Genomic DNA, 25,301 nt, shown 5'->3' with positions numbered 1-25,301 from the left:
CCCTGCACGATCTTTTCGATTCTATGCAATCGCTATGCCATGTCTCAGTCCGCGATCTCCGCGGTTTCGAGCACGGCGTGGAACAACACATCGGCGCCAGCAGCGGCCCAGTCCCGGCTGATTTCCTCGGCTTCGTTGTGGCTTATGCCATCAACGCAAGGGCACATGATCATGGTCGTGGGCGCCAGTTTGGCGGCCCAGCAGGCGTCGTGGCCGGCGCCCGAGATAATGGGCATGTGCGAATAGCCCAATTTTTCGGCAGCGCTGCGCACGCGATCCACCAGTTCGGGCGCGAAGGTGACGGGATCGAAATGGCCGACATCCTCGACACTGCAGCCCACGCCGAGCGCGGCGGCAATGCTGGCGGCCTCTTCCTCGATCCGGCGCCGCATGGCGTCGAGCTTCGTCTGATCGGGCGAGCGCAGATCAACCGTGAACACCACCCTGCCGGGCAGAACATTGCGTGAATTGGGGAAGAACCGGGCCTGGCCGACGCCGGCCACCGCGCCCGGCTGGTTGTCCATCGCGACGGCCTGCACCATCTCGATGATCCGTGCCATCGCCAGCCCGGCATTGACGCGCATATTCATCGGGGTCGAGCCGGTATGGGCTTCCCGACCCGTCAGCGTGAATTCGAGCCACCACAGACCCTGGCAGTGGGTGACGACGCCGATCTGCTTGTTTTGGGCCTCAAGGATCGGGCCCTGTTCGATGTGGTATTCGAAATAGGCATGCATGGGGCGCGCGCCTACCTCTTCGTCGCCCAGCCAGCCGATGCGTTTGAGTTCGTCACCATAGCTCTTGCCCTCGCCATCCCGCCGCGCATAGGCATAGTCGAGCGTATGGATGCCGGCAAACACGCCCGAACCCAGCATGGCCGGAGCAAAGCGCGCCCCTTCCTCATTAGCCCAGTTGGTCACGACGATCGGATGGCGGGTGGCGATGTTGAGGTCGTTGAGCGAGCGCACCACTTCGAGCCCGGCCAGAACGCCGAGCACGCCATCGAACTTGCCGCCGGTGGGCTGGGTATCGAGGTGTGAGCCGATGTAAACCGGCAGCGCCGCGGGATCGGTGCCCGGGCGGGTGGCAAACATATTGCCCATCTGGTCAACGCCGAGGGTGAGCCCCGCCGCTTCGCACCAGCGCGCAAAGAGGTGCCGCCCTTCCCCGTCCTCGTCGGTCAGGGTTTGCCGGTTATTGCCGCCGGCCACGCCCGGGCCGATCTTGGCCATGTCCATCAGGCCGTCCCAAAGCCGGTCACCATTGATGCGCAGGTTTTCTCCGGGGGACGGCATGCGGTTGTGTTCCTTATTTGACGCTGGGGAAGGAGAACTCGGCGCCACCCTTGATGCCGGCGGGCCAGCGGGTGGTCACGGTCTTGAGGCGGGTATAGAAGTGAACGCCTTCTGGACCGTAAATGGCATGGTCGCCAAAGAGCGAGCGCTTCCAGCCGCCAAAGGAATGATAGGCGACCGGCACCGGGATTGGCACATTGACGCCGACCATGCCCACCTCGATCTTGTCGGCAAATTCGCGCGCCGCATCGCCATCGCGGGTGAAGATCGCGGTGCCATTGCCAAATTCGTGGCTGTTGATGAGATCGACTGCCTCGGCATAGTCCGCCGCGCGCACCACCGAGAGCACCGGCCCGAAGATCTCTTCCTTGTAGATGGTCATGTCGCGGGTCACATTGTCGAACAAGGTCCCCCCGACATAATAGCCGCCTTCATAGCCCTGGAGCGAGAAGTTGCGCCCATCGACCACGAGCTCGGCGCCCTGCTCGACGCCAGAGTCGATATAGCCGATGATCTTGTCGCGATGGGCCTTGGTCACCACCGGGCCCATTTGCGCATCGGCGTCGGTTGCTGGGCCGATCTTGAGCGCTTCGACCCGCGGCTTGAGCTTGGCGATCAGCGCGTCGCCAGTTTCCTTGCCCACGGGCACCGCCACCGAAACGGCCATGCAGCGCTCGCCGGCCGAGCCGTAACCAGCGCCCATCAGCGCGTCGGCCGCCTGGTCGAGATCGGCATCGGGCATCACCACCATGTGGTTCTTGGCCCCGCCCAGCGCCTGCATGCGCTTGCCCGCCGCCGTACCGCGGCGATACACATATTCGGCGATCGGAGTAGAGCCGACAAAGCTCACCGCCTTGATGTCGGGATGATCGAGAATGGCGTCGACAATTTCCTTGTCGCCATGGACGATATTGAACACCCCTTCAGGCAGACCCGCATCCATGAAGAGGTTCCAGGCCAGCATCGAGGCTGAAGGATCGCGCTCGGAGGGCTTGAGGATAAAGGTGTTGCCGCAGGCAATGGCCGCTGGATACATCCACATCGGCACCATGGCCGGGAAGTTGAACGGGGTGATGCCCGCCACGACGCCGAGCGGCTGGCGCTCGGAATAGGAGTCGATCGCCGGGCCCACATTGCGCGAGAACTCGCCCTTGAGCAGTTGGGGAATGCCGCAGGCAAATTCGACGCAATCAATGCCGCGCGCCACTTCCCCCAGCGCATCGTCATGCACCTTGCCGTGCTCACGCGAAATTTCGCGCGCCAGCTCATCGGCATGCTGGTCGAGCAGGGCCTTGTAGCGGAACATGATGCGCGCCCGCTTCATGGGCGGGGTATTGCCCCAAACGGGCTGCGCGGCCTTGGCGGCCTGCACCGCAGCATCGAGCTCGTTGGGGGTCGACAGCGGCAGTTCGGCCGATTGTTCGCCCGTGGCCGGATTGAACACCGGCACACGCCGGCCGCTGGAAATGTAGCGCTTGCCTGCTACGGCGTTTTCGATCAGCCGCATTATTCGATGCTCCGCAAAACTGTGCGCAATCCATCCACCAGTTCCTCGATCTGGTCGCGCGAAATGATGAGGGGTGGGCTCAGCGCAATGATGTCCCCTGTGGTGCGGATCAGATAGCCGCTTTCGAATGCCTTGATAAAGGCCGAGAAGGCCCGCTTGGTCGGGCTGCCGGCGATGGGCTCGAGCTCGACGGCGCCAACCAGTCCGATATTGCGGATATCGATCACATGCGGCTCGCCGCGCAGCGAATGCAGCGCCTCGGCGAAATAGGGGGCCAGTTCCGCCCCGCGCGTCAGCAGCCCTTCTTCCCGGTAAGTTTCCAGCGTGGCGAGCGCGGCGGCGCAGGCGATGGGATTGCCCGAATAGGTATAGCCATGGAACAGCTCGATGGCGTTTTCCGGCCCGGCCATGAAGGCGTCGTGGATTTCGGCGGAAACCAGCACCGCGCCCATCGGAATAACGCCATTGGTGAGGCCCTTGGCCGTGACCATGATATCAGGCGTCACCCCGAAGTAATCGGCGGCAAAGGGCGTGCCCAGCCGTCCGTAACCAGTGATCACCTCGTCAAAGATCAGCAGGATGCCGTGCTTCTTCGTGATCTCGCGCAGGCGCTGCAGATAGCCGGCGGGCGGGATCAAGACGCCGGTCGAGCCCGCCACCGGCTCAACGATCACCGCCGCAATGGTGGAGGCATCATGGAGGGCCACGATGCGCTCGAGCTCGTCGGCCAGTTCCATGCCATGCGGGGGCAAGCCATTGCTGAAGGCATTTTTCTGCAGGTTATGGGTGTGGGGCAGATGATCGACCCCCGCCAGCAGCGTGCCGAACATCTTGCGGTTGGTGACGATGCCGCCCACCGAGATGCCGCCGAAATTGACGCCGTGATAGCCCCGCTCGCGACCGATCAAGCGGGTGCGGCTGCCTTCGCCGCGCACGCGGTGGTAGGCCAGAGCCACTTTGAGGGCGGTTTCCACCGATTCAGAACCCGAATTGGTGTAGAGCACATGGTCGAGCCCTTCGGGCGCGAGGTCGACGAGGCGGCTCGCCAGTTCAAAAGCCTTGGGATGCCCCATCTGGAAGGCGGGCGCATAATCGAGTTCGGCGGCCTGGTTGCCGATCGCTTCCACGATGCGGGGGCGGGCGTGACCGGCATTGACGCACCAGAGCCCGGCCGTGCCATCGAGAATCTGGCGGCCATCGGCGGTGGTGTAGTGCATGTCCTTGGCCCCAACGAGCATGCGGGGCGCTTTCTTGAATTGCCGGTTGGCGGTAAACGGCATCCAGAACGCACTCAGATCATTGGGCGCTCTGCTGCTGGACGTTGACGCCACGGCTAACTCCTCCAAGAACCAACTCGGTGCGCGCTTTTAGCTCTTGACGTGGCCCGGCGAACCCAAGAATTTTGACCATATGGAAAAACGTTAGCACTCCCAGAACTTCCCGCAAGGCCAAAATGCCGCCCCCCGACGCGAAAAATCTTGCGCCTGCCGCTGGTGCCGATGGGCAGATCGCGGCAGCCGGCCCAGGCGCCAAGCCCAGCCGGCCGCTGACGCGGATCCAGCGTGAAAAGCACGATATTATCCTGGAAGCCGCGCTGGATGTGTTTTCGCTGCATGGCTTTCGCGGCGCCACGATCGACCAGATCGCCGAGGTTGCGGGGATGAGCAAGCCCAACCTACTGTATTACTTTCCGCGCAAGGAAGAGATCCATCGCCGCCTGATTGCGGCGCTGTTGCAGACTTGGCTCGCGCCCCTGCGCGAGATGGATGCGGCGGGAGACCCGTTCCCCGAGATCCGCTCCTATATAAGACGCAAGCTCGAAATGGCGCGCGACTTTCCGCGCGAAAGCCGGCTCTTTGCCAATGAGATGCTGCAGGGCGCGCCGCGGATCATCGAAATGATCGAGGTCGACCTCAAGAACCTCGTCGACGAAAAAGCCCAGGTGCTGCTGAGCTGGATGGACCAGGGCAAGCTCGCGCGCACTGATCCCTATCACCTGATCTTTTCGATCTGGGCGACCACCCAGCATTACGCCGATTTCGACGTGCAGGTGCGCGCCGTCCTCGGACCCGCCCGTGGTGGCGAAGGGCGCTTCGAGGATGCCGCGCGCTTTCTCGAGCACCTGTTCATGCATGGCCTCACCCCCCGCCGCTCCGGCGCCTGATCCGCGCAATTGCAGGCAATTTGGAGAGGCTCTGGAGAGAGCCCCTGCGCTAGCCTGCGGCCGGGGCTGGGGGGACGATTATGCGGCAGATCGCTGTGCTGTTTGATGCGGAAAACATCGGCGCAGGCTGCATTGAGCCAGTGCTCTCGCAACTGGCGCAGCGCGGCCAGGTGACCACTGCCAAGGCCGTGGGTGATTTCGCCGAGCCGACGCTGGGGCCCTGGCGGGCTGAAGCCAGCAGGCACGGCTTGATGCTGGTGCTGCAACCAAGCCTGGGCAAGGGCAAGAACTCCGCCGATATCCGCCTTGCCATCGAGGCCATGAACCTGGCGCATCGTGGGCAAGTCGACACCATCGCTCTCGTCAGCAATGACCGCGATTTCACCCCCTTGGCGCTGCATCTGCGCGACATGGGACTGGACGTATTGGGCTTTGGGACGGCTAAGGCGCCGCAAGCCTTTCGCGCCGGCTGCACTGGGTTCACCTGTTTACCCGAAGAGGATTGCGCAAGTGCCCCGGTGGCTAGGGGGGCCGTCACCCCCTTAGCGCCTGCCGCTACCAAGTCCGCTCCCGCGCCCCAGAAACCGGCAGCTCCTCCCCGTGCCAAGGGGCTGACCGCGCTTTCTGCAACAGACCGTGACGAGCTGACCAATCTTGTGCGGGCGCTGAGCGATAACGCCACGGGCCGGGCCGATCCGGGCCAGATCGGCTCGAGGCTCGCCCAGGCTAACCCGCAACTCTTCAAGCGCCTAAGCGGCGGCAAGGGGCTGATGCGGCGCCTACTGGCCCACGGCATTGTCGAGCAAGTGAGCGCTAATCCTGCCAGGGTCCGGCTGATGCCTCTGCACGTCGTCGGCTGACATAAAGAAATGGGGCTGGCACAAGCCAACCCCACCGGAATCGTGCAAGCCGCTTGGCTTACATCTGTTCTTTTTGAGCGCCGCCTTTGGGACGGGCTGGCCCGAGATTAGGGACCTGGCCCAGGGGCTCGCTGACCACAATGCTGAATTCGCCCTTGCCGTCGATGGACGGACCCTTGGACCAGCGGCCTTCAGGGGGCTGCTTGTCGAGCGTATGGCTAAAGAAGCCATAGGCGAATTCGGTCTTTTCCTCGGCCTGCGGATGGCTGTTGGGGATCGGGAACACGCCCTTGTCGCCGCCCAGCTCCTCGATCGCGGCCATCCACTGGTTCTGGTGCATGGTATCGCGGGCGATCAGGAACTGGAGCATGTCCTTCATGCCGGGATCGCTGGTCATGTTGTAGAGCCGGACGGCCAGTACGCGGCCGGTGGACTCGGCCATGACATTGGCGGTCATGTCGGCAGCGATGTTGCCGCTGGCATAGATGTGGGACATGTCGAACGGGACGCCGTCGGAATCGACCGGCATGGCCGAAAGCCCGGCGGACAGGAAGTTCTTGAGGTTCATGCCACCCAGCACGGCGCTGGCGATCGGGTCCTTGGCCACTTCGTCCTTGATGCCGACTGGTGCGCCCTCAAGATTCATGGCCACGGCGGTGGCGAGCATCTCGATATGGCCCAGTTCTTCGGTGGCGGTGTTGAGCAACAGGTCACGGAATTTCGGGTTACCGCGGGCACCCATGGCCTGGAAGAAATACTGCATGCAAACGCGGATTTCGCCTTCCACGCCGCCGATTGCCTGCTGCAGCGCGCGGGCGAATAGTGGATCGGGCGTTTCAACGCGGACCGGATATTGCAGCTTTCCGTCAGTGTAGAACATGGTTGATCTCCGTTAGGGTTCGGCGGGGGAAAGGCTCGGACGCTCATCCCGTTGCCCGCCGCTAACCTGAGGCAGTCTGAGCCTTCCGCAGGTTTAAACGTTCTTGCGAGTTGGATTTGGCGTCAGCGGCTAGCACTAGGCGCACCCCTGCGCTCGCTGGACGAGCATCATCGGCGCCTAACCGCAAGCGAGTGCCGTGCTGCGGGGCGCTGACCAGTGCTTGGCTGAAGGGAGGGCGCTATTGTGCCGGCTCAACCACCGAGATGTCGCCCATCGGCGTTTGCGCCGCGCTGGGATTGTTGGGGTGGGTGGTCCAGTTGGCATAACGCCCGGTCACGACGCGGCCGGTGCGCTCATCCACCGAGCCGACCGGCAGGGCTTCCATCGTGATGCAGTCTTCCACCGGGCAGACATTGACGCACAGATTGCAGCCCACGCATTCCTCGTTCTTGACCTCGAAATAGCGCCGACCATCCTTTTCCTTGGTGATGGCCTGGTGCGAGGTGTCCTCGCAGGCGATGTGGCAGCGCCCGCATTTGATGCACAGATCCTGGTCGATCTTGGCCTTGGCGATGTATTCGAGATCCAGATACTGCCAATCGGTGACATTGCGCACGGCGCGGCCGGTAAAGGCTTCGAGATCGGCATGGCCCTTCTCGTCCATCCACTGGCTGAGCCCCGAGATCATTTCCTCGACGATCTTGAAGCCATAGGTCATGGCGGCGGTGCAGACCTGCACATTGCCCGCGCCCAGCGCCATGAACTCGGCCGCATCGCGCCAGGTGGTCACTCCTCCAATGCCGGAGATGGGCAGGCCATAGGTTTCGGGATCGCGGGCAATATCGGCGACCATATGGAGGGCGATGGGTTTGACTGCCGGGCCGCAATAGCCGCCATGGGTGCCCTTGTCACCCACGGTCGGGGTCGGTGCAAAGAGGTCGAGATCCACCGAAACAATGGAGTTGATGGTGTTGATCAGCGACACCGCATCAGTGCCGCCCGCCTTGGCGGCGCGGGCCGGTTTGCGGATATCGGTGACATTGGGCGTGAGCTTGGTGATCACCGGCATGCGGGTATATTGCTTGCACCAACGCACCACCATTTCGATATATTCAGGCACCTGCCCGACGGCGGCGCCCATACCGCGCTCGCTCATCCCGTGCGGACAGCCGAAATTGAGCTCGATGCCGTCGGCGCCGGTTTCCTCCACCACCGGCAGGATGGCTTTCCAGGCGTCCTCGACGCAGGGCACCATGATGGAGGCCACCAGGGCCCGGTCGGGCCAGGCCATCTTGATCTGCTTCATTTCCTGCAGGTTGATCTGCAGCTGCCGGTCGGTGATGAGCTCGATATTGTTGAGCCCCAGGAGCCGCCGGTCGGCGCCCCAGATCGCGCCATAGCGCGGCCCGTTGACATTGACCACGGGCGGTCCCTCTTCGCCCAGCGTCTTCCAGACCACGCCACCCCAGCCGGCTCGAAAGGCGCGCTCGACATTATAGGCCTTGTCGGTGGGCGGCGCGGATGCGAGCCAGAACGGGTTGGGCGACTTGATGCCAACGAAGTTGTTGCGCAGGTCAGCCATTGCTGCCTCCCATGAGGAAGATGTGCATGCTTTCGGCGGCATCGCGCCCTTCGGCCACGGCCGTCACCGTCAGATCATCGCCACCCGCAGCGCAATCGCCCCCCGCCCAGACCTTGGGCATGGAGGTGCGCCCCTCGGCATCCACTTCGATCTTGCCGCCCGCCAGGATCGGCCCGCCGCCTTCGATGGCGAGGGTTTGCCCGATGGCCTTGAAGATCTGGTCGCAGGCAATCGTGGTGGTCTCGCCGGTTTCCGTCAGCCGGCCATACACCAGCGCGGTATAGGCCAGTTCCAGCCCAATGGCCTTGGCTCCATCGGTCAGCACCCGCTTGGGCGCCAGCCAGTGGCGGATAGTAACCCCTTTGGAGGCGGCAAGGTCCTGCTCCCATTCAGAAGCATTCATGTGTTCCTTGCCACGGCGATAGACCATCGTGACCTCTTCGGCGCCCAGGAGCTTGGCCTGCACCGCCGCATCGATCGCCGTCATGCCCCCGCCGATTACGACCACCCGCCGCCCGATGGGCAGGCGGGACAGATCCTCGGCTTGGCGCAGATCGGCGATGAAATCCACCGCATCGCTGACGCCGGCCACATTCTCGTTTTCGGCCCGCAGCGCATTGACGCCCCCCAGACCAATGCCGAGAAACACCGCATCATAGGTTTCGCACAGCCGCTCCAGCGTGAGGTCGCGCCCGAGCACCTGGCCGTTGACGATCTCGATGCCGCCAATGGCGGTCACGTAATCCACCTCGGCCTGGGCGAAGCTGTCGGTCGCCTTGTAGGAGGCGATGCCATATTCGTTGAGCCCGCCGGGCTTGGGGCGCGCATCAAACATCACCACGGCGTGGCCCTTGGTGGCGAGGCGATGCGCGGCGGCCAGTCCCGCCGGTCCCGCACCGATCACCGCCACACTCTTGCCGGTGGCGGGCGCGCGGGTGAAGAACTGCCGGTTTTCGCTCATCGCGATATCGGTGGCATAGCGCTGCAGCAGCCCAATCCGCACCGGCTTTCCCTCGGCCTCCTCGCGAACGCAGGCTTCTTCGCAAAGCTGCTCGGTGGGGCAGACCCGGGCGCACATGCCACCCAAAATATTCTGCTCGAAGATCGTCTTGGCGGCCCCCAGCGGGTTGTCGGTCGCGATCTCGCGAATAAACAGCGGAATATCGATGCTGGTGGGACAAGCATTCATGCAGGGCGCATCAAAGCAGAAGTAGCAGCGATCGGCTTCCACAAAGGCTTCGTGCTTGTCGAGAGGGGGATGCAGTTCGGCGAAATTGGCGCGGTACTGCGTCGGTTCGAGCCGTGCGGGCGCAATGCCCTCCTTGAGAACACCGTCCGGCATGGTTTCTCCTCCCCTGCTGCAGTCTTCTTGGGGAGGCTAGCGCGACCCCAATCTTTTATCAATTGGTCAAATATCAGAATACGAGCGCCACAAAGCCGCCGCATTGTCGGCAGCGTCGCCGCAATTTCCTGTGGTTTTCCCCGGAACTAACAGACGGTACGAGCGTTTATTGCCCTTGTGGGCTTGGTGTGGCCTATGTGCAGCACCGCGCAAACACAATCCTGCGTTTGCGCGATTCAGCTGCATCCGGGACGACGAGGCGCTTTGAACTAGAACCTCATTCTAGCTGCGCCAAGGAACTTACCGCGACATTCCAGCAAATCGGGGCCGCCTAACGCCCCTTACCGGCATTGGTTCCGGCCGAAAAGGCATTTTGGTAAATTAGTCCACATTCTGGCCCCGGCCCGCCGGGTATCGTCTGCTCACATCAATTGAAGTGAGACTGGACGCTTGTTTAAAAAGACTCTGTTAACCCTGGCCGTTGCTGCTTCCGCCCTGTGCTTTTCCTCGGCCGCCTACGCCCAATGTGGCGGCGCCTCCTGGTACGGTCCGGGCTTTAACGGCAAGCGCGCGGCATCGGGACAAATCTTCAACCAAGATGCCATGACCGCGGCGCACCGCTCGCTCCCCTTCGGCACCAAATTGCGGGTGACCGACCAGCGCACGGGCAAGACCATCCAGGTGACGATCAATGATCGCGGTCCATTCCACGGCAAGCGGATCATCGATCTTTCCAAGGGCGCCGCCAACAAGCTGGGTTTCCGCAACCGGGGCACAACCTCCGTGTGCATCGAAAAGCTCTAGTCGCTCCAACGAAAAAGGCTGCCCCGTTGGGACGCCTTTTCTTCTTTCCCGAGCAGGCACCTTGCGGCCCGCTCTTTCCCTTTGGGCAGAAACCCACTAGCTTTCGGCCGGCTTTCATCCCTTGTTCAGCCCGATTGGCGCTGGCTCACCCCTTGCGGGCAGGCCGGCAGCGCCATTCTCGCGCTGAATTGCCGGGCATACCGAGTTAGTTCACGCCATGTCGATTGCACCACAGCACCGTATCTATGCCTGCTTTTTCCTGTTTGCCCTGACCACGGGGGCGCTCCTGTCGCGGTTGCCCGACCTGCAGCACGCGCTGGGAGTCACGGAAAGCCAGCTGGGGCTGACGCTGATCGGCATGTCTATTGGCTCGCTGCTGTCGCTGACCCTGTCGGCGCCGCTGATTGACCGGCTGGGCGCCCGGACCACCGCCTTCATTACCGTTCTGGGCCCGGCGCTGCTGTTTGCCTGCGTACCCTGGCTGGGCGTCGCGCCGGCCGTGTTTGCGGTGTTCTTTTGCACGGGGCTGCTGTCGGGTGCGCTCGAGATCAACCTCAATGTCGAGATCGACCGGCTCGAGGCGCAATATGGCAAGCGGTTCATGAACCGCGCCCATGGGTTCTGGAGCGCCGGCTTTTTCGTCACCGCCCTCTTCGGCGCCGTGGTGCGCCAGTCCCAGCTCTCGATGCAGCTGCATCTGGCGCTGATCGCGCTCGTCGTGCTGGGCGTTGGCGGCTACATGATCGCGGGCATGCGCAGTGCACCGCGCCGGACTGACGGGCATCAGGGCGACACGCCGCGCATTGCCTTCCCGACCCTGGGGTTGCTGCCCCTTTGCATCATCGGCATTGCCGCCTTCCTCATTGAAGGGGCGGGCATCGACTGGTCGGCCATCTATATGCGCGATGTGTTTGCAGTGGAGCCCTTTATCGGCGGGCTCAGCCTCACGCTTTTTTCCTTCTTCATGGCCGTTACGCGCCTCACCGTCGATCCCGTGGTCGAGCGGCTGGGGCCGAGGCTGGTTGCGACCATCCTGCTTGGGCTTGCCGCCTGCGGGACCCTGCTGGTTGGCCTTGCGCCCTCGCCGGGGTTGGCCCTGACGGGCTTTGCCCTGATGGGCATTGGCTGCAGCGCCGTTTATCCGCTGGCCGTTTCGGCCGCCGCGCAGCGCACCGACCGCCCCTCGGCGGTCAATGTTGCGGCGCTGGGGCAGATCAGCTTTGTGGTGTTCTTCCTCGCCCCGCCCCTTTTGGGCTTCGTGGCTGAATATCTGGGCATCCGCAATTCCTACCTGATCTGCCTGCCCGTGCTCGCCGCGGGCCTGCTGGCCGTGCGCGCCCTTTCCACTCGCAATGCAGTGCTGCCCGTGACGGGCGCGCCGGCGCCCGCGCCCCATGGCTGAGCTGCCCCCCATTGTCGATGGGCGCCAATCGCCCACGGCCCTGCGGGTGCAGCGCGGCGTGATGCGCCTGCTGCGCGACGTTTACAACATGGCCCCTTATGCCGAAGTGCCATTGAGCAATGGCCGGCGCGCCGATGTGCTGGCGGTCGGCCCCAAGGGCGAGATCTGGATCGTCGAGATCAAATCGAGCCTGCAGGATTTTCAGGTGGATACGAAATGGCCGGAATACAGGGCGTTTTCCGATCGGTTCTTTTTTGCCAAGCCGCCTGAACTGGAAGCCGAGATCTTTCCGGAGAGCGAAGGGCTGATCGTGGCCGATGGGCATGAAGGAGCGGTGCTGCGTCCGAGCCCCGATACGCCCCTGCCCCCGGCGCGGCGGCGGGCGCTGTTGCTGCAATTGGCGCGACTGGGCGCCGAGCGGATCCACGGCTTGATGGATCCGGCCCTCAGGAGCGAGCGCGGCCTCGGCCGGCTCGACTAGAGATCAGCGTGGGGCGCGCTTGGCGAGGATGCGCTGCAGCGTGCGGCGGTGCATGTTGAGACGCCGCGCGGTTTCCGAAACATTGCGGTCGCATAGTTCATAGACGCGCTGGATATGCTCCCAGCGCACCCGGTCGGCCGACATCGGATTTTCCGGCGGCTCGGGCTTGTCTTCCCCGGTCGCCAGCAGCGCATTGATGACATCGTCGGCGTCGGCGGGCTTGGAGAGGTAGTCCACAGCACCGAGCTTGACCGCCGTCACCGCCGTCGCGATATTGCCATAGCCGGTCAGCACCACGGCCCGGGCATCTGGACGCTGCTGGTGGAGAGCCGAGACCACTTCAAGGCCATTGCCATCTTCGAGCCGCAAGTCGACCACCGCATAGGCCGGGGCGCGTTCGGCCACTGCGGCAAGCCCTTCGGCAACCGAGCCAGCGGAGCGGACGTCAAAGCCGCGCCGGGCCATGGCGCGCTCGAGGCGCTGCAGGAATGCGGCATCGTCGTCCACCAGCAACAAGCTGGAATCGGCGGCCAAAAGTTCTTCAATCGTGCTCATGCGCCTTATTTAGGTATTGCAGGCGCAAAAAGCAAAAGCCCGGCGGCCGTTTCAGCCCTCCACGGCTGAACGTGGCCAAACAATGGTTACTTGGGCGTGCCCTTCTGGGTCAGCATTTGCAAATTCGAGCCGTGCGCCCGTGCGCTCCAGCAGCGTCTTGGCAATGAAAATGCCGAGCCCAAGTCCCCCTGGCTGATGGGCATCGCTGCCTTGAGGATCGCGCGGCCGCGTCGTGAGATAAGGCTCGCCCAGCCGGGCGATCAGCTCGGGGGCAAAACCGGGCCCATCATCGGCAATGGTCACGCACACGCTGTCAGCATCCCAGCGGACGCCGACACGAACAGTGCTGCGGGCGAAATCGGTGGCATTCTCAATGAGATTGCCCAGGCCATATAGCAGACCGACGCTGCGCTGGAACACCGGAGGCTCACCACCCGCACCGTCCACATCAAACAGGATGGTCTTGCCGAGCGCCTCATGAGGACGAGCGACTTCGGACAACAGATCGGTCAGGGGCGCCGCCGCAAAGGGATCGCCGCCTTCGCTGCCAAGATTGCGCAATTTAGAGAGAATGGCGCGACAGCGCGCAGCCTGGCTGATGATCAATTCCACGTCACTGGCCAGATCACTGCCCGCTGGTACTTCGGCCCGCATCTCCTTGGCGGCAAGAGCAATGGTGGAAAGGGGCGTCCCCAATTCATGGGCAGCGGCGGCGGCAAGTCCATCAAGGGCCGAAAGTTGCTCCCGTCGTGACAGCGCCAACTCGGTTGCTGCCAGGGCGTCCCCGATCTGGCGGGCTTCATGGGCGACGCGGTTGATATAAAAGGTAATGAAGGTCAGGCCGCAGATAATGGCGACCCAGATGCCAACCACATAGATGCGATTGAAAACAATGCGCTCATTGGGGCTCCAGGGCAGCGGCAGGTGCCAGACCGCTAGTATGGAGGCGATCAGGGCGGCGAGAAGCGCGATGAGAAGCGTGTCGCGGCGCGGCAAAGTGGTTGCCGAGACCGATACAGGGGCCAGCAGCAGCACCGAAAAGGGATTATGCAGCCCCCCGGTCAGCGCCAGCAGGCCGCCAAGCTGCAGGCAGTCATAGGCGATCTGGCTCGCGATAAAGAGTGAGGTGGGCCGGTGGGCGGGACCAAAGCGCAAGACGAGCCAGATATTGAGCGCGGCGGAAAGCCCGATCAACACAGCGCATTCCATTAGCGGCACCGGATAGCCCAGCCCGAACGCCACGAACAACACGCCAATGGTTTGGCCGGCAAGGGCTAGCCAGCGCAGCAAGACCAGAGTTTCAAGCCGGAGCCGGCGCCAGGTGGAAGGCCGCAGCAGCCCGTCGGCCGTTTCAACTGAACTCATGGCGCGCGCCTCCCGGGGAAACCCCTCCATAGCGCATGGGAATGGCGGGCGTATGATTCAAGACAAAATTTTTGGTCCGTCATGCTTGATCCTGCGCCCGAGGGGACCACGTATTCCCTGTTGTGACTGGGAGAATGCGAAACATGAACACTGCCCTTATCAAACCGGCTTGGTCCCCCCTGACCATCGCCCTGATGGTTCTAGGCTTTATCATCTTCTGGCCCCTGGGTCTGGCCGTTCTTGGCTATATCCTGTGGGGTGAAAAATTTGGCGGCTCGCCTGAAAAGGCCCAGGCCTATTGGAACAAGGCTCGCTCCTTTGTTTCCTCCAACAAGCCGGCTGGCTTTAGCGGTGGCTTTGCAGCGTCCTCGAGCGGCAATGCCGCCTTTGACGAGTATCGCAGCGAGCAGTTGCGCCGGCTTGAGGAAGAGCGTCGCCGGCTCGACGAAGAGATCGAGGCCTTTCGCGAATACATGGCCAATCTGCACAAGGCCAAGGACCGCGAAGAGTTCGACCGCTTCATGAGCGAGCGTAACGGCACCCGCCAGGGTTATGGCGACAACAACACGGCCAACTGGGGCAGCTAAGCCCTGCCCGGGACCGCATTAGCAAAGGCGTCTTCCGCGAGGAAGGCGCCTTTTCCTTGGGGTGTGGCTGGCGGGCGCGCTAGTCTGGGCGTGGCTGATTCGCTGCGGACCACTGCCCTGTTCTTTAAAAGCAAAATCCCTCCCTCGACCGAGATCCGGATTGCCGATCGCACCGTGAGCGTTGCCGTGCGCACCCATGCCCGCGCGCGCTCCTATCGCCTGTCCATTCCCCATGACGGCACGCCGGTGCTGACCCTGCCGCCCGGCGGCCGCTGGAGCGACGCCGAAGCCTTTTTGCAGCGCCAAACCGGCTGGCTGGCCGAACGGCTCGATGGCACAACCGGGCCGGTCAGTTTTGCCGATGGCGTGCTGGTGCCCCTGCGCGGCATCCCGCACCGGATCATTGCCACGGGCAAGCTGCGCGGCCGGGTCGAGATCAGCGAGCAGGATGGGGAGAAAGTGTTGTTTGTGCCAGGAGAGCCGGCGCACCGCGCCCGCCGGCTCGTTGATTGGCTCAAGGAAGAGGCGGCGCGCGAGCTCAAGCTGCGCAGCGCCCACCATGCCGCCGGGCTCGGGGTCACCGTGCGCTCGATCACCATGCGCGACCAGGCCAGCCGCTGGGGCTCGTGCTCATCGAGCGGCAGCCTCAACTACAACTGGCGGCTGATCCTCGCGCCGCCCTTCGTGCTCGATTATGTGGCGGCCCATGAGGTCGCTCACCTAGTGGAGATGAACCATTCTCCGGCCTTTTGGGCCACCGTCAAGCGCACCCTGCCCGAGATGGATCGCGGCCGGGCCTGGCTCAAGACCCATGGCCGCGAGCTGATGGCGTTTCGCGCCAATTAGCCCCGAAGAACCAGCTCAACCACCAAAGATCATGTCCATCAGCGTGCGCGGCTTGCGCTCGCCACTGGGGGCGGGCTGGGTTTGCACCGGCTGGGGCGGCGCGAAGCTTTCCACCGGCTGGGGCGCTACAAAGTCGCCCGGCGGCTGGATGCCATGGGGCTGCTGTTGTTGCCATTGCGGCTGGGCCTGCTGCGCGGGCTGGCTCGGGACCCAAACCTCCTGGCCGGTTGCCGGATCCACCACCAGCTGCATGGGCATGCCGGTGTCAGGATCGATCGGGGTGTTGTCAAAGCCTGGAGCTGCCTCGCCCACGGGATAGCCCGTGGCAGGATCGATCTGCTGGCCCGAGGCGTCAACGATGGTGCCGGCGGGGTAGCCGGTAGCCGCATCGATAGCCGGAGCCGATTGGCCAGCATCGACCGGCAGGCCCGTAGTGGGATCGATCTGCGCCGCGGGAGCAGAAGCTGCTTCAGCAAAGCCGTCCACCGGCTCGCCGGTCGCCGGATCCACATATTGCACCATGGGCTGACCGGTCGTCGGGTCGACGGCTTGCTGACCGGTTTGGGGATCATAAACCGGCTGGGCGACCGGCTGGCTGGAGACCGCACCCCCGGCGCCGCTGGCCTCACCGGAACCGGCTGGTATCTGCGCCACTTCGAGCCCTTCATGGGCCTTGGTCATGAACTGGCTCCAGATCGCTGCCGGCACATTGCCGCCGGACAGCGTGGTCTTGGTGTTGTCGTCATTGCCCAGCCACACGCCAGTGACCATGCGGGCGGTATAGCCGACAAACAGCGCATCCTTGGATTCCTGGCTGGTACCGGTCTTGCCCCCAAAAGGCCAGCCATTGAGGTTGGCGCCCTTGCCGGTGCCCACTTCCACGGCGGTTTTGAGCATGTCGTTCATTTCGGCCAGGATATTGGGGGCAATAACGCGGCCCGGGCCGGCAGTGCTGGCCTCGTAAAGCACCTCGCCGTCCTTGCTTTCGATGCGGGTGATCACATTGGGGATCACGCCCATGCCGCCATTGGCAAAGGGTGCATAGGCGGAAGTGAGCTCAAGCAAGTTCACCTCCTGGGTTCCGAGCGCAATCGAGGGCACCGCCGTCAGTGGCGAGGAAATGCCCATCCGCATGGCGGTATCGATCACCGCCTGGGGCGTGACATCAATGGCGAGCCGTGCGGCAATGGTGTTGAGCGAATAAGCCAGGCCCTGGCGCAGCGTTACCGTGCCGGCATACTTGCCCGAAGCATTGCGCGGGCTCCAGCCCTGATATTCGAACTGCGCGTCCTCGGCGAGGGTATCAGGGGTGTAGCCCTTTTCCATGGCCGCGAGATACACGAATGGCTTGAAGGTCGAGCCGGGCTGGCGCTTGGCCGTGACGGCGCGGTTGTATTGGCTGGCCTGGTAATCCACGCCACCCACCATGGCGCGAACGGTACCATCCACATCCATGGCCACGAGCGCACCCTGGGTGAAGCCGCGCTTGGGGCCTTCATTGGCCACCGCCTCACGCACGATGAACTCGGCCTGCTTCTGCAGGTCCCAGTCGACCGTGGTAGAGACCACCACATCGCCTTCGATCTCACCGATATAGGCGGTCATCAATGACTCCACCCAATCGGCGACATAGGATTCCGAGCCGGCCACCTTGGTGCGGATGGTCTGATCGGGATCGATCTGGGCGGCCTGGGCCTCCTCGCGGGTGATATAACCCTCTTCGGCCATGGCACTGAGGACGAGCTTTTGTCGCGCCGAGGTGGCGGCAGGATCAGACTTGGGATTGAGGCGAGATGGCGCCTGGAGCGAACCGGCCAGCATGGCCGCTTCCCCCAGGGACAGATTGCGGGCGGATTTGCCAAAATAGGTCTGCGCCGCCGCCTCGATGCCATAGGAATTGTGGCCGAAGAACACGCGGTTGAGATAAAGCTCGAGGATTTCGTCCTTGGAATAGTTCTGCTCGAGCCACACGGCGAGCAGCGCTTCCTGCACCTTGCGCCCAATTGTCTGGTCGGGGGTGAGAAAGAGGTTCTTGGCCAGCTGCTGGGTAATGGTCGAGGCGCCACGGGTGACGCGTCCAGCCTGCAGGCTTTCCACCGCCACGGCGGCAAGGCCGACAATATCGACGCCGAAGTGGTCGTAAAAGCGCCGATCCTCGATGGCGAGCAGCGCCGCGGGCACATATTGCGGCAGCTCACGTAGCACGGTGGCTTCGCCGCCGGTTTGGCCGCGATTGGAAATCAGTTGCCCGTCAGCGGCAAGGATGCGGATATTGGGCGGCCGATCCGGCACAGCCCAGGTGTCAGAGGATGGCAGTTGCGCGCCGTAGTAAACCACGACGCCGGCGATGGCGATGCCGACCCAAAGGCATAAGACAAAGCCCCAATGGAGCACGCCGATCAGAAAGCCGCCCGCGCCCGAACGACGGCGCTTGGGCTTGCCGGGGCGACGGGGTGGCGTTGCCTTGCCGCGTTTTTGCGCCGGGCGCTTGGCGCCCTTGGGCCCGGGTGAGGCCCCGCCCGTGCGTTCATCGTCCACAAACACCCCAACGGAGCGGCCCATTGAAGGCTCGACGCGTTCCCGGCTCTTGGCTGAGGCGGAACGCGGCGCGGGTTTGGCTTTCCTGCCAGGCTGAGCCCCGACACGGTCATCGGCGGTGATGCGGAAATCCATCAAATCTGAACCCTGAACGGTGTCCCGGCCCGGTATCGCGCAATGCGCTTGCCTGGCAAAGAGATGCTGGTCTGGCCGCTCACCTGGCGCCCGCCCAATCGGGGTGCTGCCGCGCGTCCACACGACTTTGCTTGTCCCGGCAAAATGTGGCCGGTTTATGTGATAACAGCCGATTTCCCGGCGCTGTGGCGGGGTTGCGACACCCCGCCATCAGCCAGGTCAAACGTCCAGATTGGAGACGCTGAGCGCGTTGTCCTGGATAAAATCGCGGCGCGGCTCCACCAGATCACCCATCAGGGCGGTGAACACGCTGTCGGCCTCGTCGGACTTGTCGATTTCCACCTTGAGCAGGGTGCGGGCATTGGGATCAAGCGTGGTTTCCCAGAGCTGCTCAGCGTTCATCTCGCCCAGTCCCTTGTAGCGCTGCAGCGACACGCCCTTGCGGCCGGCATCGGTAACGGCATTGAACAGCGAGGACGGCCCGAAGATCGGGATCGTCTCGCCCTTGCGCGTCAGAGTGGGCATGCCGGCATAGAGTTCGTCGAGCCGCTCGGCCAGTTGCCGCAGGCGCCGCGCATCGGCGCTCCCCAGCAGTGCCGGATCGAGGCGGTGCGTCTCAGTGACGCCGCGCACGGTACGCGAGAAGGTCAGGCCATCGTCATCGGCCAGTTCACCGATCCAGCCGCGTTCGAGCTCATCGGAGATGCGATCAAGGCGCCCCGCAATGCGCTTGGCGGTCGCGGCGGCGCGCTCGGGATCGGCGAGACCCTCAGGGTCCATGCCACCAACGATAGCGGCCTGCTCAACAAGGCTACGGTTGTAGCGGGTGTTGAGATTGGCGATGGCGTGCACGATGTCGCGCGACTGCCCAAGGATCGAGAGCAGATCATGCCCGCCATGCTCGACGCCTGCGCTGGTGGTGAACACGGCATCGTCCAGGCCGGCCGCCAGGAGATAGTCCTCGAGCGCCCGCTCGTCCTTGAGATACTGCTCGGACTGACCGCGCTTGGCCTTATAAAGCGGGGGCTGGGCGATATAGATGTGGCCGCGTTCCAGCAGTTCGGGCGTTTGCCGATAAAAGAAGGTCAGCAACAGCGTGCGAATATGGGCGCCGTCCACGTCAGCGTCGGTCATGATGATGATCTTGTGGTAGCGCAGCTTGTCGGCGTTGAACTCTTCGCGCCCAATGCCGGTGCCCAGCGCCGTGATCAGCGTGCCGACCTGGTCGGACGAGATCATGCGATCAAAGCGCGCGCGCTCCACATTGAGGATCTTGCCACGCAGCGGCAGCACCGCCTGGTTGGAGCGGTCGCGCCCCTGCTTGGCCGAGCCACCGGCCGAGTCACCTTCGACGATGAAGATTTCGGATTTTGCCGGATCGCGTTCCTGGCAGTCGGCAAGCTTGCCGGGGAGCGAGGAGATTTCGAGCGCACCCTTGCGGCGCGTCAATTCGCGCGCCTTGCGGGCGGCTTCACGTGCAGCGGCAGCTTCGGCGACCTTGCCAACGATGATCTTGGCTTCGTTGGGATGCTCCTCGAACCACTGGCCGAGCTTTTCATTGACGATGTTCTCGACCACCGGGCGCACCTCGGAGGACACAAGCTTGTCCTTGGTCTGGCTCGAGAACTTGGGATCGGGCACCTTGACGGAGAGCACGCAGGTCAGCCCTTCGCGCGTATCGTCGCCGGTAACGGTCACCTTTTCCTTTTTGCTGATGCCAGAGCTTTCGGCGTAGCTCGTGACCTGGCGCGTCAGCGCCCCGCGCAAGCCGGCAAGGTGGGTACCGCCATCGCGCTGGGGGATGTTGTTGGTGAAGCACAGCACGTTTTCGTGGTAGCTGTCGTTCCACTGCAGCGCCACTTCGACGGTGATGCCGTCCTTTTCGCTGATCATGGTGATGGGGTGGTCGATCGCCGGCGTCTTGGCCTTGTCGAGATAGCGCACAAAGGCCTCGAGGCCGCCTTCATAAAACAACTCGACCTTGACCGGCTCGGGATGCCGGAGGTCATTGAGCAGGATGCGTACACCGGAATTCAGGAAGGCCAGTTCGCGCAAGCGGTGCTCGAGCGTCTTGAAGTCGAACTCCACCATGGTGAAGGTTTGGTCCGACGGGAAAAAGGTGATGGCGCTGCCCGAGCGGCCTTCATAGGTGCCGGGCTGCTTGTCGGGCACATAGGTGCCGGTCTGCTGGAGCGGACCATCGGCATCGCCATGGGTGAAGCTCATCTCGAAGATCTTGCCGTCGCGACGAATCTTGAGCTTGAGCCATTGGCTGAGGGCATTCACCACGGACACGCCCACGCCATGCAGGCCGCCCGAAACCTTGTAGCTGTTCTGGTCGAACTTGCCGCCGGCATGCAGCTGGGTCATAATGACCTCGGCCGCCGAAACGCCTTCTTCCTTGTGGATGTCGGTCGGGATGCCGCGACCATTGTCGATCACCGTCACCGAGCCATCGGCGTTCAGCGTGACCGTTACAAGGTCGGCATGGCCGGCCAGTGCCTCGTCGATGGCGTTGTCGACCACTTCGTAGACCATGTGATGCAGGCCCGAGCCGTCATCCGTGTCCCCGATATACATGCCCGGGCGCTTGCGCACCGCGTCGAGGCCTTTAAGCACCCTGATGCTATCGGCGCCGTATTCGTTGGGAACGGAATTTTCGCTGTCGGTCATGGGGTCCGAATCAAGTCGTTAGGGAGTGAAACTGTTGTATCCAACTGGGGCGTCAACCCCAAGTCGAATGGGTCTATATAGCGCAAATCGGCAGGTGAGTCCGGGCTTTAGCGCTCCGTGAGGAGCCGCCCGTCGCGCACCGTTACCGCCTGGGCCCGCTCGCCCAGATCGGCGAACAGCAAACTGTCCGTGCCGGTGAGAAAACACTGCGTGCCCAGACCGTCCAGAGCGCCAAACAGCGCACGGCGGCGATCTGGATCCAGATGCGCGGCAATCTCGTCCAGCAACAGGAATGGCGTGATGCCGGTGCGGTGATGCACCAGGCGCGCATGCGCCAGAATGAGGCCGATCAGCAGCGCTTTCTGCTCGCCAGTCGAGCCCAAGGCGGCCGGCATGCCCTTCTGGCGATAGGTCACTTCGAGATCCAGACGGTGTGGACCATATATGGTGCGCCCGGCCGCCCGATCAAGGCCGCGCGAGCCCAGCCAGAGCTCACCCAAGGACGTTTCGAGCTCGCTTGAAACGGTGGGTGCCGGCCCGTCTTCCCAGAGCGGGGTCAACGCCAGATCGGCCGCCGGAAAGCTCTCGTCCTCAAGGCTATGGGCGATGAGGGTTTGCAGATGCTCGAGGCTGTCGACTCGGGCGAGGTGAATGGAGGCGCCCAACTCCGCCATCTGCGCCTCGATGGCGCCCAGCCAGCGAACATCGCCACCTTCTTCAAGCAGCCGGTTGCGTTGGCGCATCGCCTTGTCGTAGTCCGACACCGCCGCGCCATGGGAGGGGATCAGCGTGGTCACGAGGCGATCCAGAAAGCGGCGGCGGTCACTGGCGGGGCCCGAGAACAGCCCATCCATAGCAGGGGTGAGCCACAGGACGCGCAGATACTCGCTCATCGCCTCGACCGAGCGGGCATTGGCGCCATTGATGCGCACCCGGCGTCCGGAATCGCCGGGGGACGCGCCAGTGCCAATGTCGGTGGGTCCGGCTTCGGTTTCCACCGTCGCGGCCACTGCCCAACCCGTATCGGAGCCTTGCTCGCCCACGGCGTCAAACGTTGCCCGGCGCAGCCCGCGCCCGGGCGACAGCAGGGAAATGGCCTCAAGCAGATTGGTCTTGCCTGCGCCATTGGAGCCGGTCAGAACCAGATGGCGACCATCCAGATCGAGCGCAGCGGCAGTGTAGTTGCGAAAGGCCGTCAGGCGCAGGCGCGACAGGTGGCGGATCATCGATGACCCCGCAGGAGCAATGGAGCCATCGGCTCCGCATCAATGCTCAACTTGTGAATGCCGCTCAGACCCGCATGGGCATCAGCACGTAAAGCGCGCTGGCCTCGCCCTCTTCCTTGACCAGGGTCGGCGAGCCCGCATCATTGAACATGAAGACGGCGCTTTCCGAGCGGATCTGCCCGACAATGTCCAAGAGGTAACGGGCATTAAAGCCGATCTCGAAGCCATCGGTGTCGAATTCCACCGCGAGTTCTTCGCTGGCTGTGCCGTGATCGGGATTGGTGACGGACAATTCCAAAAGGCCATCCTTGGCCGAAAGCTTGACCGCCTTGCCGCCGCGATCCGACGCAATGGTGGAAACGCGATCCACCGCAATGGCAAAGGAAGCGCGATCGACATTCATCTGCTTGTCGTTGTTCTTGGGCGTGACCCGATCATAATCGGGGAAGGTGCCCTCGATCAGCTTGGACAGCAGCACGACCGGACCCACGGTGAAGCGGATCTTGGTGTCGGACACCTCGACCTTGACCTCGCCATCAACGCCGTCGAGCAGCTTTTGCACTTCGCCCACGGTCTTTTTGGGGACGATGATACCGGGCATGCCCTGGGCGCCTTCGGGCGCGGGCATTTCGGCGCGGGCCAGGCGGTGACCATCGGTCGCGACTGCGCGCAGCAGCGGGCCGTTGGCGCTGGATTCCACGGCATGCAGGTAAATGCCGTTGAGGTAGTAACGGGTTTCCTCGTTGGAAATGGCGAACTGGGTGCGCTCGATCAACTCGCGCAAGCCGCTCGCCGGCATAGAAAATTCGTGGCCAAAGGCGCCCGATTTGAGATCGGGGAAGCTGTCGGGCGACAGGCATGCCAGGTGAAAGCGCGATCGCCCGGAGGTCAGCAGCATCTGCTCGCCACCTTCGGTTTCAAGCCGCACTTCGGCGCCATCGGCGAGCTTGCGCACGATTTCATAAAGCGTATGGGCCGGAACCGTGGTGGTGCCCGGGGTCGAGACCATCGCGGGCACGCTTTCGGTGACCTCGATATCAAGGTCGGTGGCGCGCAGTTCAACCGCATCCTCGGCGGCCTTGAACACCACATTGGCCAGGATTGGATAGGTGTTGCGCCGTTCAACCACCCGATGCACATGGCTCAGCGACTTGAGCAGATGATTGCGTTCGAGGGTAATCTTCATGGCAACAACTTCCAAAGCACTACGCGGCTGATCGGGCCAGCCAACACCCCGGCGAGGCGGGTTTGGACATTTACAATTTGTGAACCGATTGGCAAGGCCCGGGAGCGCGACACGCTGGCCCATTGCCCCAAAACAAGTACGGCGAGACCTCAAAGCCTCGCCGCAACTCACTTCACGCCAGGCCGTCCTATTCCTCAAGCATGCGCTTGAGCAGTTCGATTTCCTGGGCGAGTTCCACATCGTCCTTGATCATCTGCTCGACCTTGCGCACCGAATGGAGCACGGTGGTGTGGTCGCGCCCGCCAAAGCGGCGGCCGATCTCGGGCAGCGAGCGCGAGGTCAGGGCCTTGGCAAGGAACATCGCGATCTGGCGCGGCCGCACCACATCGCGCGAGCGGCGCGCGGACAGCAATTCGTTGCGCGGCACCTTGTAGTGGCGCGACACCATTTTGAGAATGTCCTCGATGCGCACGCGCTTGGCGTCATGGGTGCGGATGAGGTCGCCCAGGGTCTTTTCGGCCAGCGGCACGGTGATGAGTTCGCCGGTCAGCTGGTTGGCGGCCACCAGACGGTTGACCGCGCCATCAAGATCGCGGCCATGACTGACCACGGCACGGGCGACATAATCGAGCACGGGCGCGGGGAAATGCATGCCAAAGCGCGCGGTCGCCTGATCGGCGCGGCGCTGTACGATGGAGCGGCGCAGTTCCACGTCAAAGCCCGAGATGGGCACAACCAGCCCGCCAGAAAGGCGCGAGCGCACGCGCTCGTCGAGCATTTCGAGATCGCGCGGCGGCGCATCGCCGGCCACGACGACCTGCTTGGCGCCCGTCAGGAGCGTACCCAGCGTATGGCCGAATTCGGTAGCCGACTTGCCCTGCAGGAACTGCATGTCATCGATCAGCAGCAGATCGACCCGGCGCAACCATTCCTTGAAGCCGAGCGCGGACTGGCGCTGCACGGCGGTGATGAAATGGTACATGAAGTGGTCGGCGGTGAGGTAAACGATGTTCTTGGTGGCATCGGCCTGCTGGGTGGCATGGGCGATGGCATTGAGCAGGTGCGACTTACCCAAGCCCACGGTGGAATGAATGTAAACCGGGTTGAAGGTCACGGTGTCATTGGCGGCGGCCTGCGCGATCTGGCGGGCAACGCCCAGTGCCATTTCGTTGGCGGCGCCGGCGACAAATGTATCGAAGGTCATGCGCGGATCGATGCCGCTGCCCGAAAGGGCATCGCCCTTGGGGGCGGGAGCTTCGCGGCCAATCCGCGTCACGGTCGCCGAGGGCTGTGGCGACTGCGCGGGCGCAGCGGCGGCGCTTTCGGCGGGCGCCGATTCAGCCACTAGGGTCGGGCGCTGGCGGGGCTGGCCATTGACGCGCAACGTGACCTGGAGCCGGGTGATCGCTTCATCATCCAGGCGGAACGCTTCCACAATGCGATCGGCATAATTGGACTGAACCCAGGAACAGAGAAACCGGGTGGGGGCAGACAGATGCACCACTTCGCCGGCGATTTCCTCGAGTTCGAGGCGGGCGAACCAGGAGGTGAACACATCCTCGCCAACCGCAGTTTTGAGGCGGGCACGGACCCGGTTCCAGAGCTGACGCTGATCGGCTGAGGGAAACTCGGCTTCGTTCACGGCAGACACCTCGCCCATGCTGGTCGACGAAAAGGAAGAAGCGTTGGATCGGTCCCAATCTGCTCTTCCGGCGGCAATCTGCTGCTTCATATTCTGGTGCCCCATTCGTGTTGCCGCCCCGTCCGCAAGATCGGGTCGGCCTGGTTTGTTATGGCGGCGGAGGGTCTCCGCAGCCAAAGCTTCGCCATTGCGTCCCAAAGCTGTGGACGCAAAGAAGTATCGTTGGCGGCG

Annotated in this window: 20 protein-coding genes; 7 read left to right on the top strand and 13 right to left on the bottom strand. The window is 63.4% G+C overall.

Annotated elements, in window-relative coordinates; all coding sequences use genetic code 11:
• Positions 1–44: 44 nt before the first annotated feature.
• Genes ELX51_RS00100 through ELX51_RS00090 form a run of 3 tightly spaced genes read right to left on the bottom strand, consistent with a single transcriptional unit; the run spans position 45 to position 4,082 of the window.
• Positions 45–1,295, bottom strand: coding sequence for a Zn-dependent hydrolase (locus tag ELX51_RS00100; RefSeq protein ID WP_127751598.1), 1,251 nt, complete (start codon positions 1,293–1,295; stop codon positions 45–47).
• Between the two features lie 13 nt (positions 1,296–1,308).
• Positions 1,309–2,802, bottom strand: coding sequence for a CoA-acylating methylmalonate-semialdehyde dehydrogenase (locus ELX51_RS00095; protein ID WP_127751597.1), 1,494 nt, complete (start codon positions 2,800–2,802; stop codon positions 1,309–1,311).
• On the bottom strand, positions 2,802–4,082 hold the full coding sequence (locus ELX51_RS00090; RefSeq protein ID WP_127755117.1) for an aspartate aminotransferase family protein: 1,281 nt from the start codon (positions 4,080–4,082) through the stop codon (positions 2,802–2,804). The genes ELX51_RS00095 and ELX51_RS00090 overlap by 1 nt, the downstream gene beginning before the upstream one ends.
• A 173-nt stretch (positions 4,083–4,255) precedes the next feature.
• On the opposite strand from ELX51_RS00090, the gene ELX51_RS00085 reads away from it, so the two are divergent.
• Together ELX51_RS00085 and ELX51_RS00080 are read left to right on the top strand one after the other, a co-directional pair.
• A complete protein-coding gene (locus tag ELX51_RS00085; protein WP_127751596.1) occupies positions 4,256–4,966 on the top strand; it encodes a TetR family transcriptional regulator C-terminal domain-containing protein in 711 nt (236 codons plus the stop codon).
• Positions 4,967–5,046: 80 nt separating this feature from the next.
• On the top strand, positions 5,047–5,826 hold the full coding sequence (locus tag ELX51_RS00080) for an NYN domain-containing protein (RefSeq protein WP_127751595.1): 780 nt from the start codon (positions 5,047–5,049) through the stop codon (positions 5,824–5,826).
• Between the two features lie 58 nt (positions 5,827–5,884).
• Here ELX51_RS00080 and ELX51_RS00075 read toward each other — a convergent pair whose 3' ends face one another.
• The 3 genes from ELX51_RS00075 to ELX51_RS00065 form a co-directional block, all read right to left on the bottom strand.
• Positions 5,885–6,706 (bottom strand): manganese catalase family protein, encoded by an 822-nt coding sequence (locus tag ELX51_RS00075; RefSeq protein ID WP_127751594.1) that lies wholly within the window; start codon positions 6,704–6,706, stop codon positions 5,885–5,887.
• Positions 6,707–6,944: 238 nt separating this feature from the next.
• Positions 6,945–8,288, bottom strand: a complete 1,344-nt coding sequence (preA, locus tag ELX51_RS00070) for an NAD-dependent dihydropyrimidine dehydrogenase subunit PreA (RefSeq protein ID WP_127751593.1) — start codon at positions 8,286–8,288, stop codon at positions 6,945–6,947.
• Positions 8,281–9,630, bottom strand: a complete 1,350-nt coding sequence (locus ELX51_RS00065) for an NAD(P)-dependent oxidoreductase (protein WP_127751592.1) — start codon at positions 9,628–9,630, stop codon at positions 8,281–8,283. Before ELX51_RS00065 ends, preA begins: the two co-directional genes overlap by 8 nt.
• Positions 9,631–10,080: 450 nt before the next feature.
• Here ELX51_RS00065 and ELX51_RS00060 point away from each other — a divergent pair, with 450 nt between their 5' ends.
• The 3 genes from ELX51_RS00060 (at position 10,081) to ELX51_RS00050 (ending at position 12,317) form a co-directional block, all read left to right on the top strand.
• Complete coding sequence (locus tag ELX51_RS00060) at positions 10,081–10,434, top strand: septal ring lytic transglycosylase RlpA family protein (RefSeq protein WP_127751591.1); 354 nt, start codon at positions 10,081–10,083, stop codon at positions 10,432–10,434.
• 217 nt (positions 10,435–10,651) lie between these two features.
• Positions 10,652–11,836, top strand: a complete 1,185-nt coding sequence (locus ELX51_RS00055) for an MFS transporter (RefSeq protein WP_127751590.1) — start codon at positions 10,652–10,654, stop codon at positions 11,834–11,836.
• Complete coding sequence (locus ELX51_RS00050; RefSeq protein ID WP_127751589.1) at positions 11,829–12,317, top strand: MmcB family DNA repair protein; 489 nt, start codon at positions 11,829–11,831, stop codon at positions 12,315–12,317. Before ELX51_RS00055 ends, ELX51_RS00050 begins: the two co-directional genes overlap by 8 nt.
• Before the next feature lie 3 nt (positions 12,318–12,320).
• Here the strand turns inward: ELX51_RS00050 and ELX51_RS00045 are convergent, their stop codons facing one another.
• Together ELX51_RS00045 and ELX51_RS00040 are read right to left on the bottom strand one after the other, a co-directional pair.
• Entirely contained in the window at positions 12,321–12,872 is a 552-nt protein-coding gene (locus ELX51_RS00045) for an ActR/PrrA/RegA family redox response regulator transcription factor (protein WP_127751588.1), read from the bottom strand.
• A gap of 51 nt (positions 12,873–12,923) precedes the next feature.
• Positions 12,924–14,237 carry an ActS/PrrB/RegB family redox-sensitive histidine kinase gene (locus tag ELX51_RS00040; RefSeq protein ID WP_127751587.1) on the bottom strand — a complete coding sequence of 438 codons (1,314 nt, stop codon included), beginning with the start codon at positions 14,235–14,237 and terminating at the stop codon, positions 12,924–12,926.
• Between the two features lie 143 nt (positions 14,238–14,380).
• On the opposite strand from ELX51_RS00040, the gene ELX51_RS00035 reads away from it, so the two are divergent.
• Positions 14,381–14,824: a DUF2852 domain-containing protein gene (locus tag ELX51_RS00035; protein WP_127751586.1), complete on the top strand. Its 444-nt coding sequence runs from the start codon at positions 14,381–14,383 to the stop codon at positions 14,822–14,824.
• 90 nt (positions 14,825–14,914) lie between these two features.
• Positions 14,915–15,670, top strand: a complete 756-nt coding sequence (locus ELX51_RS00030) for a SprT family zinc-dependent metalloprotease (RefSeq protein ID WP_164854680.1) — start codon at positions 14,915–14,917, stop codon at positions 15,668–15,670.
• A 15-nt stretch (positions 15,671–15,685) separates the two neighbouring features.
• Here the strand turns inward: ELX51_RS00030 and ELX51_RS00025 are convergent, their stop codons facing one another.
• The 5 genes from ELX51_RS00025 to dnaA form a co-directional block, all read right to left on the bottom strand.
• On the bottom strand, positions 15,686–18,232 hold the full coding sequence (locus ELX51_RS00025) for a PBP1A family penicillin-binding protein (protein WP_164854679.1): 2,547 nt from the start codon (positions 18,230–18,232) through the stop codon (positions 15,686–15,688).
• A 330-nt stretch (positions 18,233–18,562) separates the two neighbouring features.
• The gene (gene gyrB / locus ELX51_RS00020; RefSeq protein WP_127751583.1) at positions 18,563–21,016 is read right to left on the bottom strand and encodes a DNA topoisomerase (ATP-hydrolyzing) subunit B; all 2,454 of its coding nucleotides are present in this window, start codon (positions 21,014–21,016) and stop codon (positions 18,563–18,565) included.
• Between the two features lie 107 nt (positions 21,017–21,123).
• Positions 21,124–22,242 carry a DNA replication/repair protein RecF gene (recF, locus tag ELX51_RS00015; RefSeq protein WP_127751582.1) on the bottom strand — a complete coding sequence of 373 codons (1,119 nt, stop codon included), beginning with the start codon at positions 22,240–22,242 and terminating at the stop codon, positions 21,124–21,126.
• A 64-nt stretch (positions 22,243–22,306) separates the two neighbouring features.
• Positions 22,307–23,428: a DNA polymerase III subunit beta gene (gene dnaN / locus ELX51_RS00010; protein ID WP_127751581.1), complete on the bottom strand. Its 1,122-nt coding sequence runs from the start codon at positions 23,426–23,428 to the stop codon at positions 22,307–22,309.
• Positions 23,429–23,615: 187 nt separating this feature from the next.
• Positions 23,616–25,088 carry a chromosomal replication initiator protein DnaA gene (gene dnaA, locus ELX51_RS00005; protein WP_127755116.1) on the bottom strand — a complete coding sequence of 491 codons (1,473 nt, stop codon included), beginning with the start codon at positions 25,086–25,088 and terminating at the stop codon, positions 23,616–23,618.
• Between the last annotated feature and the right edge of the window lie 213 nt (positions 25,089–25,301).

It is taken from the genome of Devosia sp. 1566 (genome assembly GCF_004005995.1).
Lineage (GTDB): Bacteria > Pseudomonadota > Alphaproteobacteria > Rhizobiales > Devosiaceae > Devosia.
The sequence above is the reverse complement of the archived record's forward strand: the minus strand, read 5'-3'. Positions and strand labels throughout refer to the sequence as shown.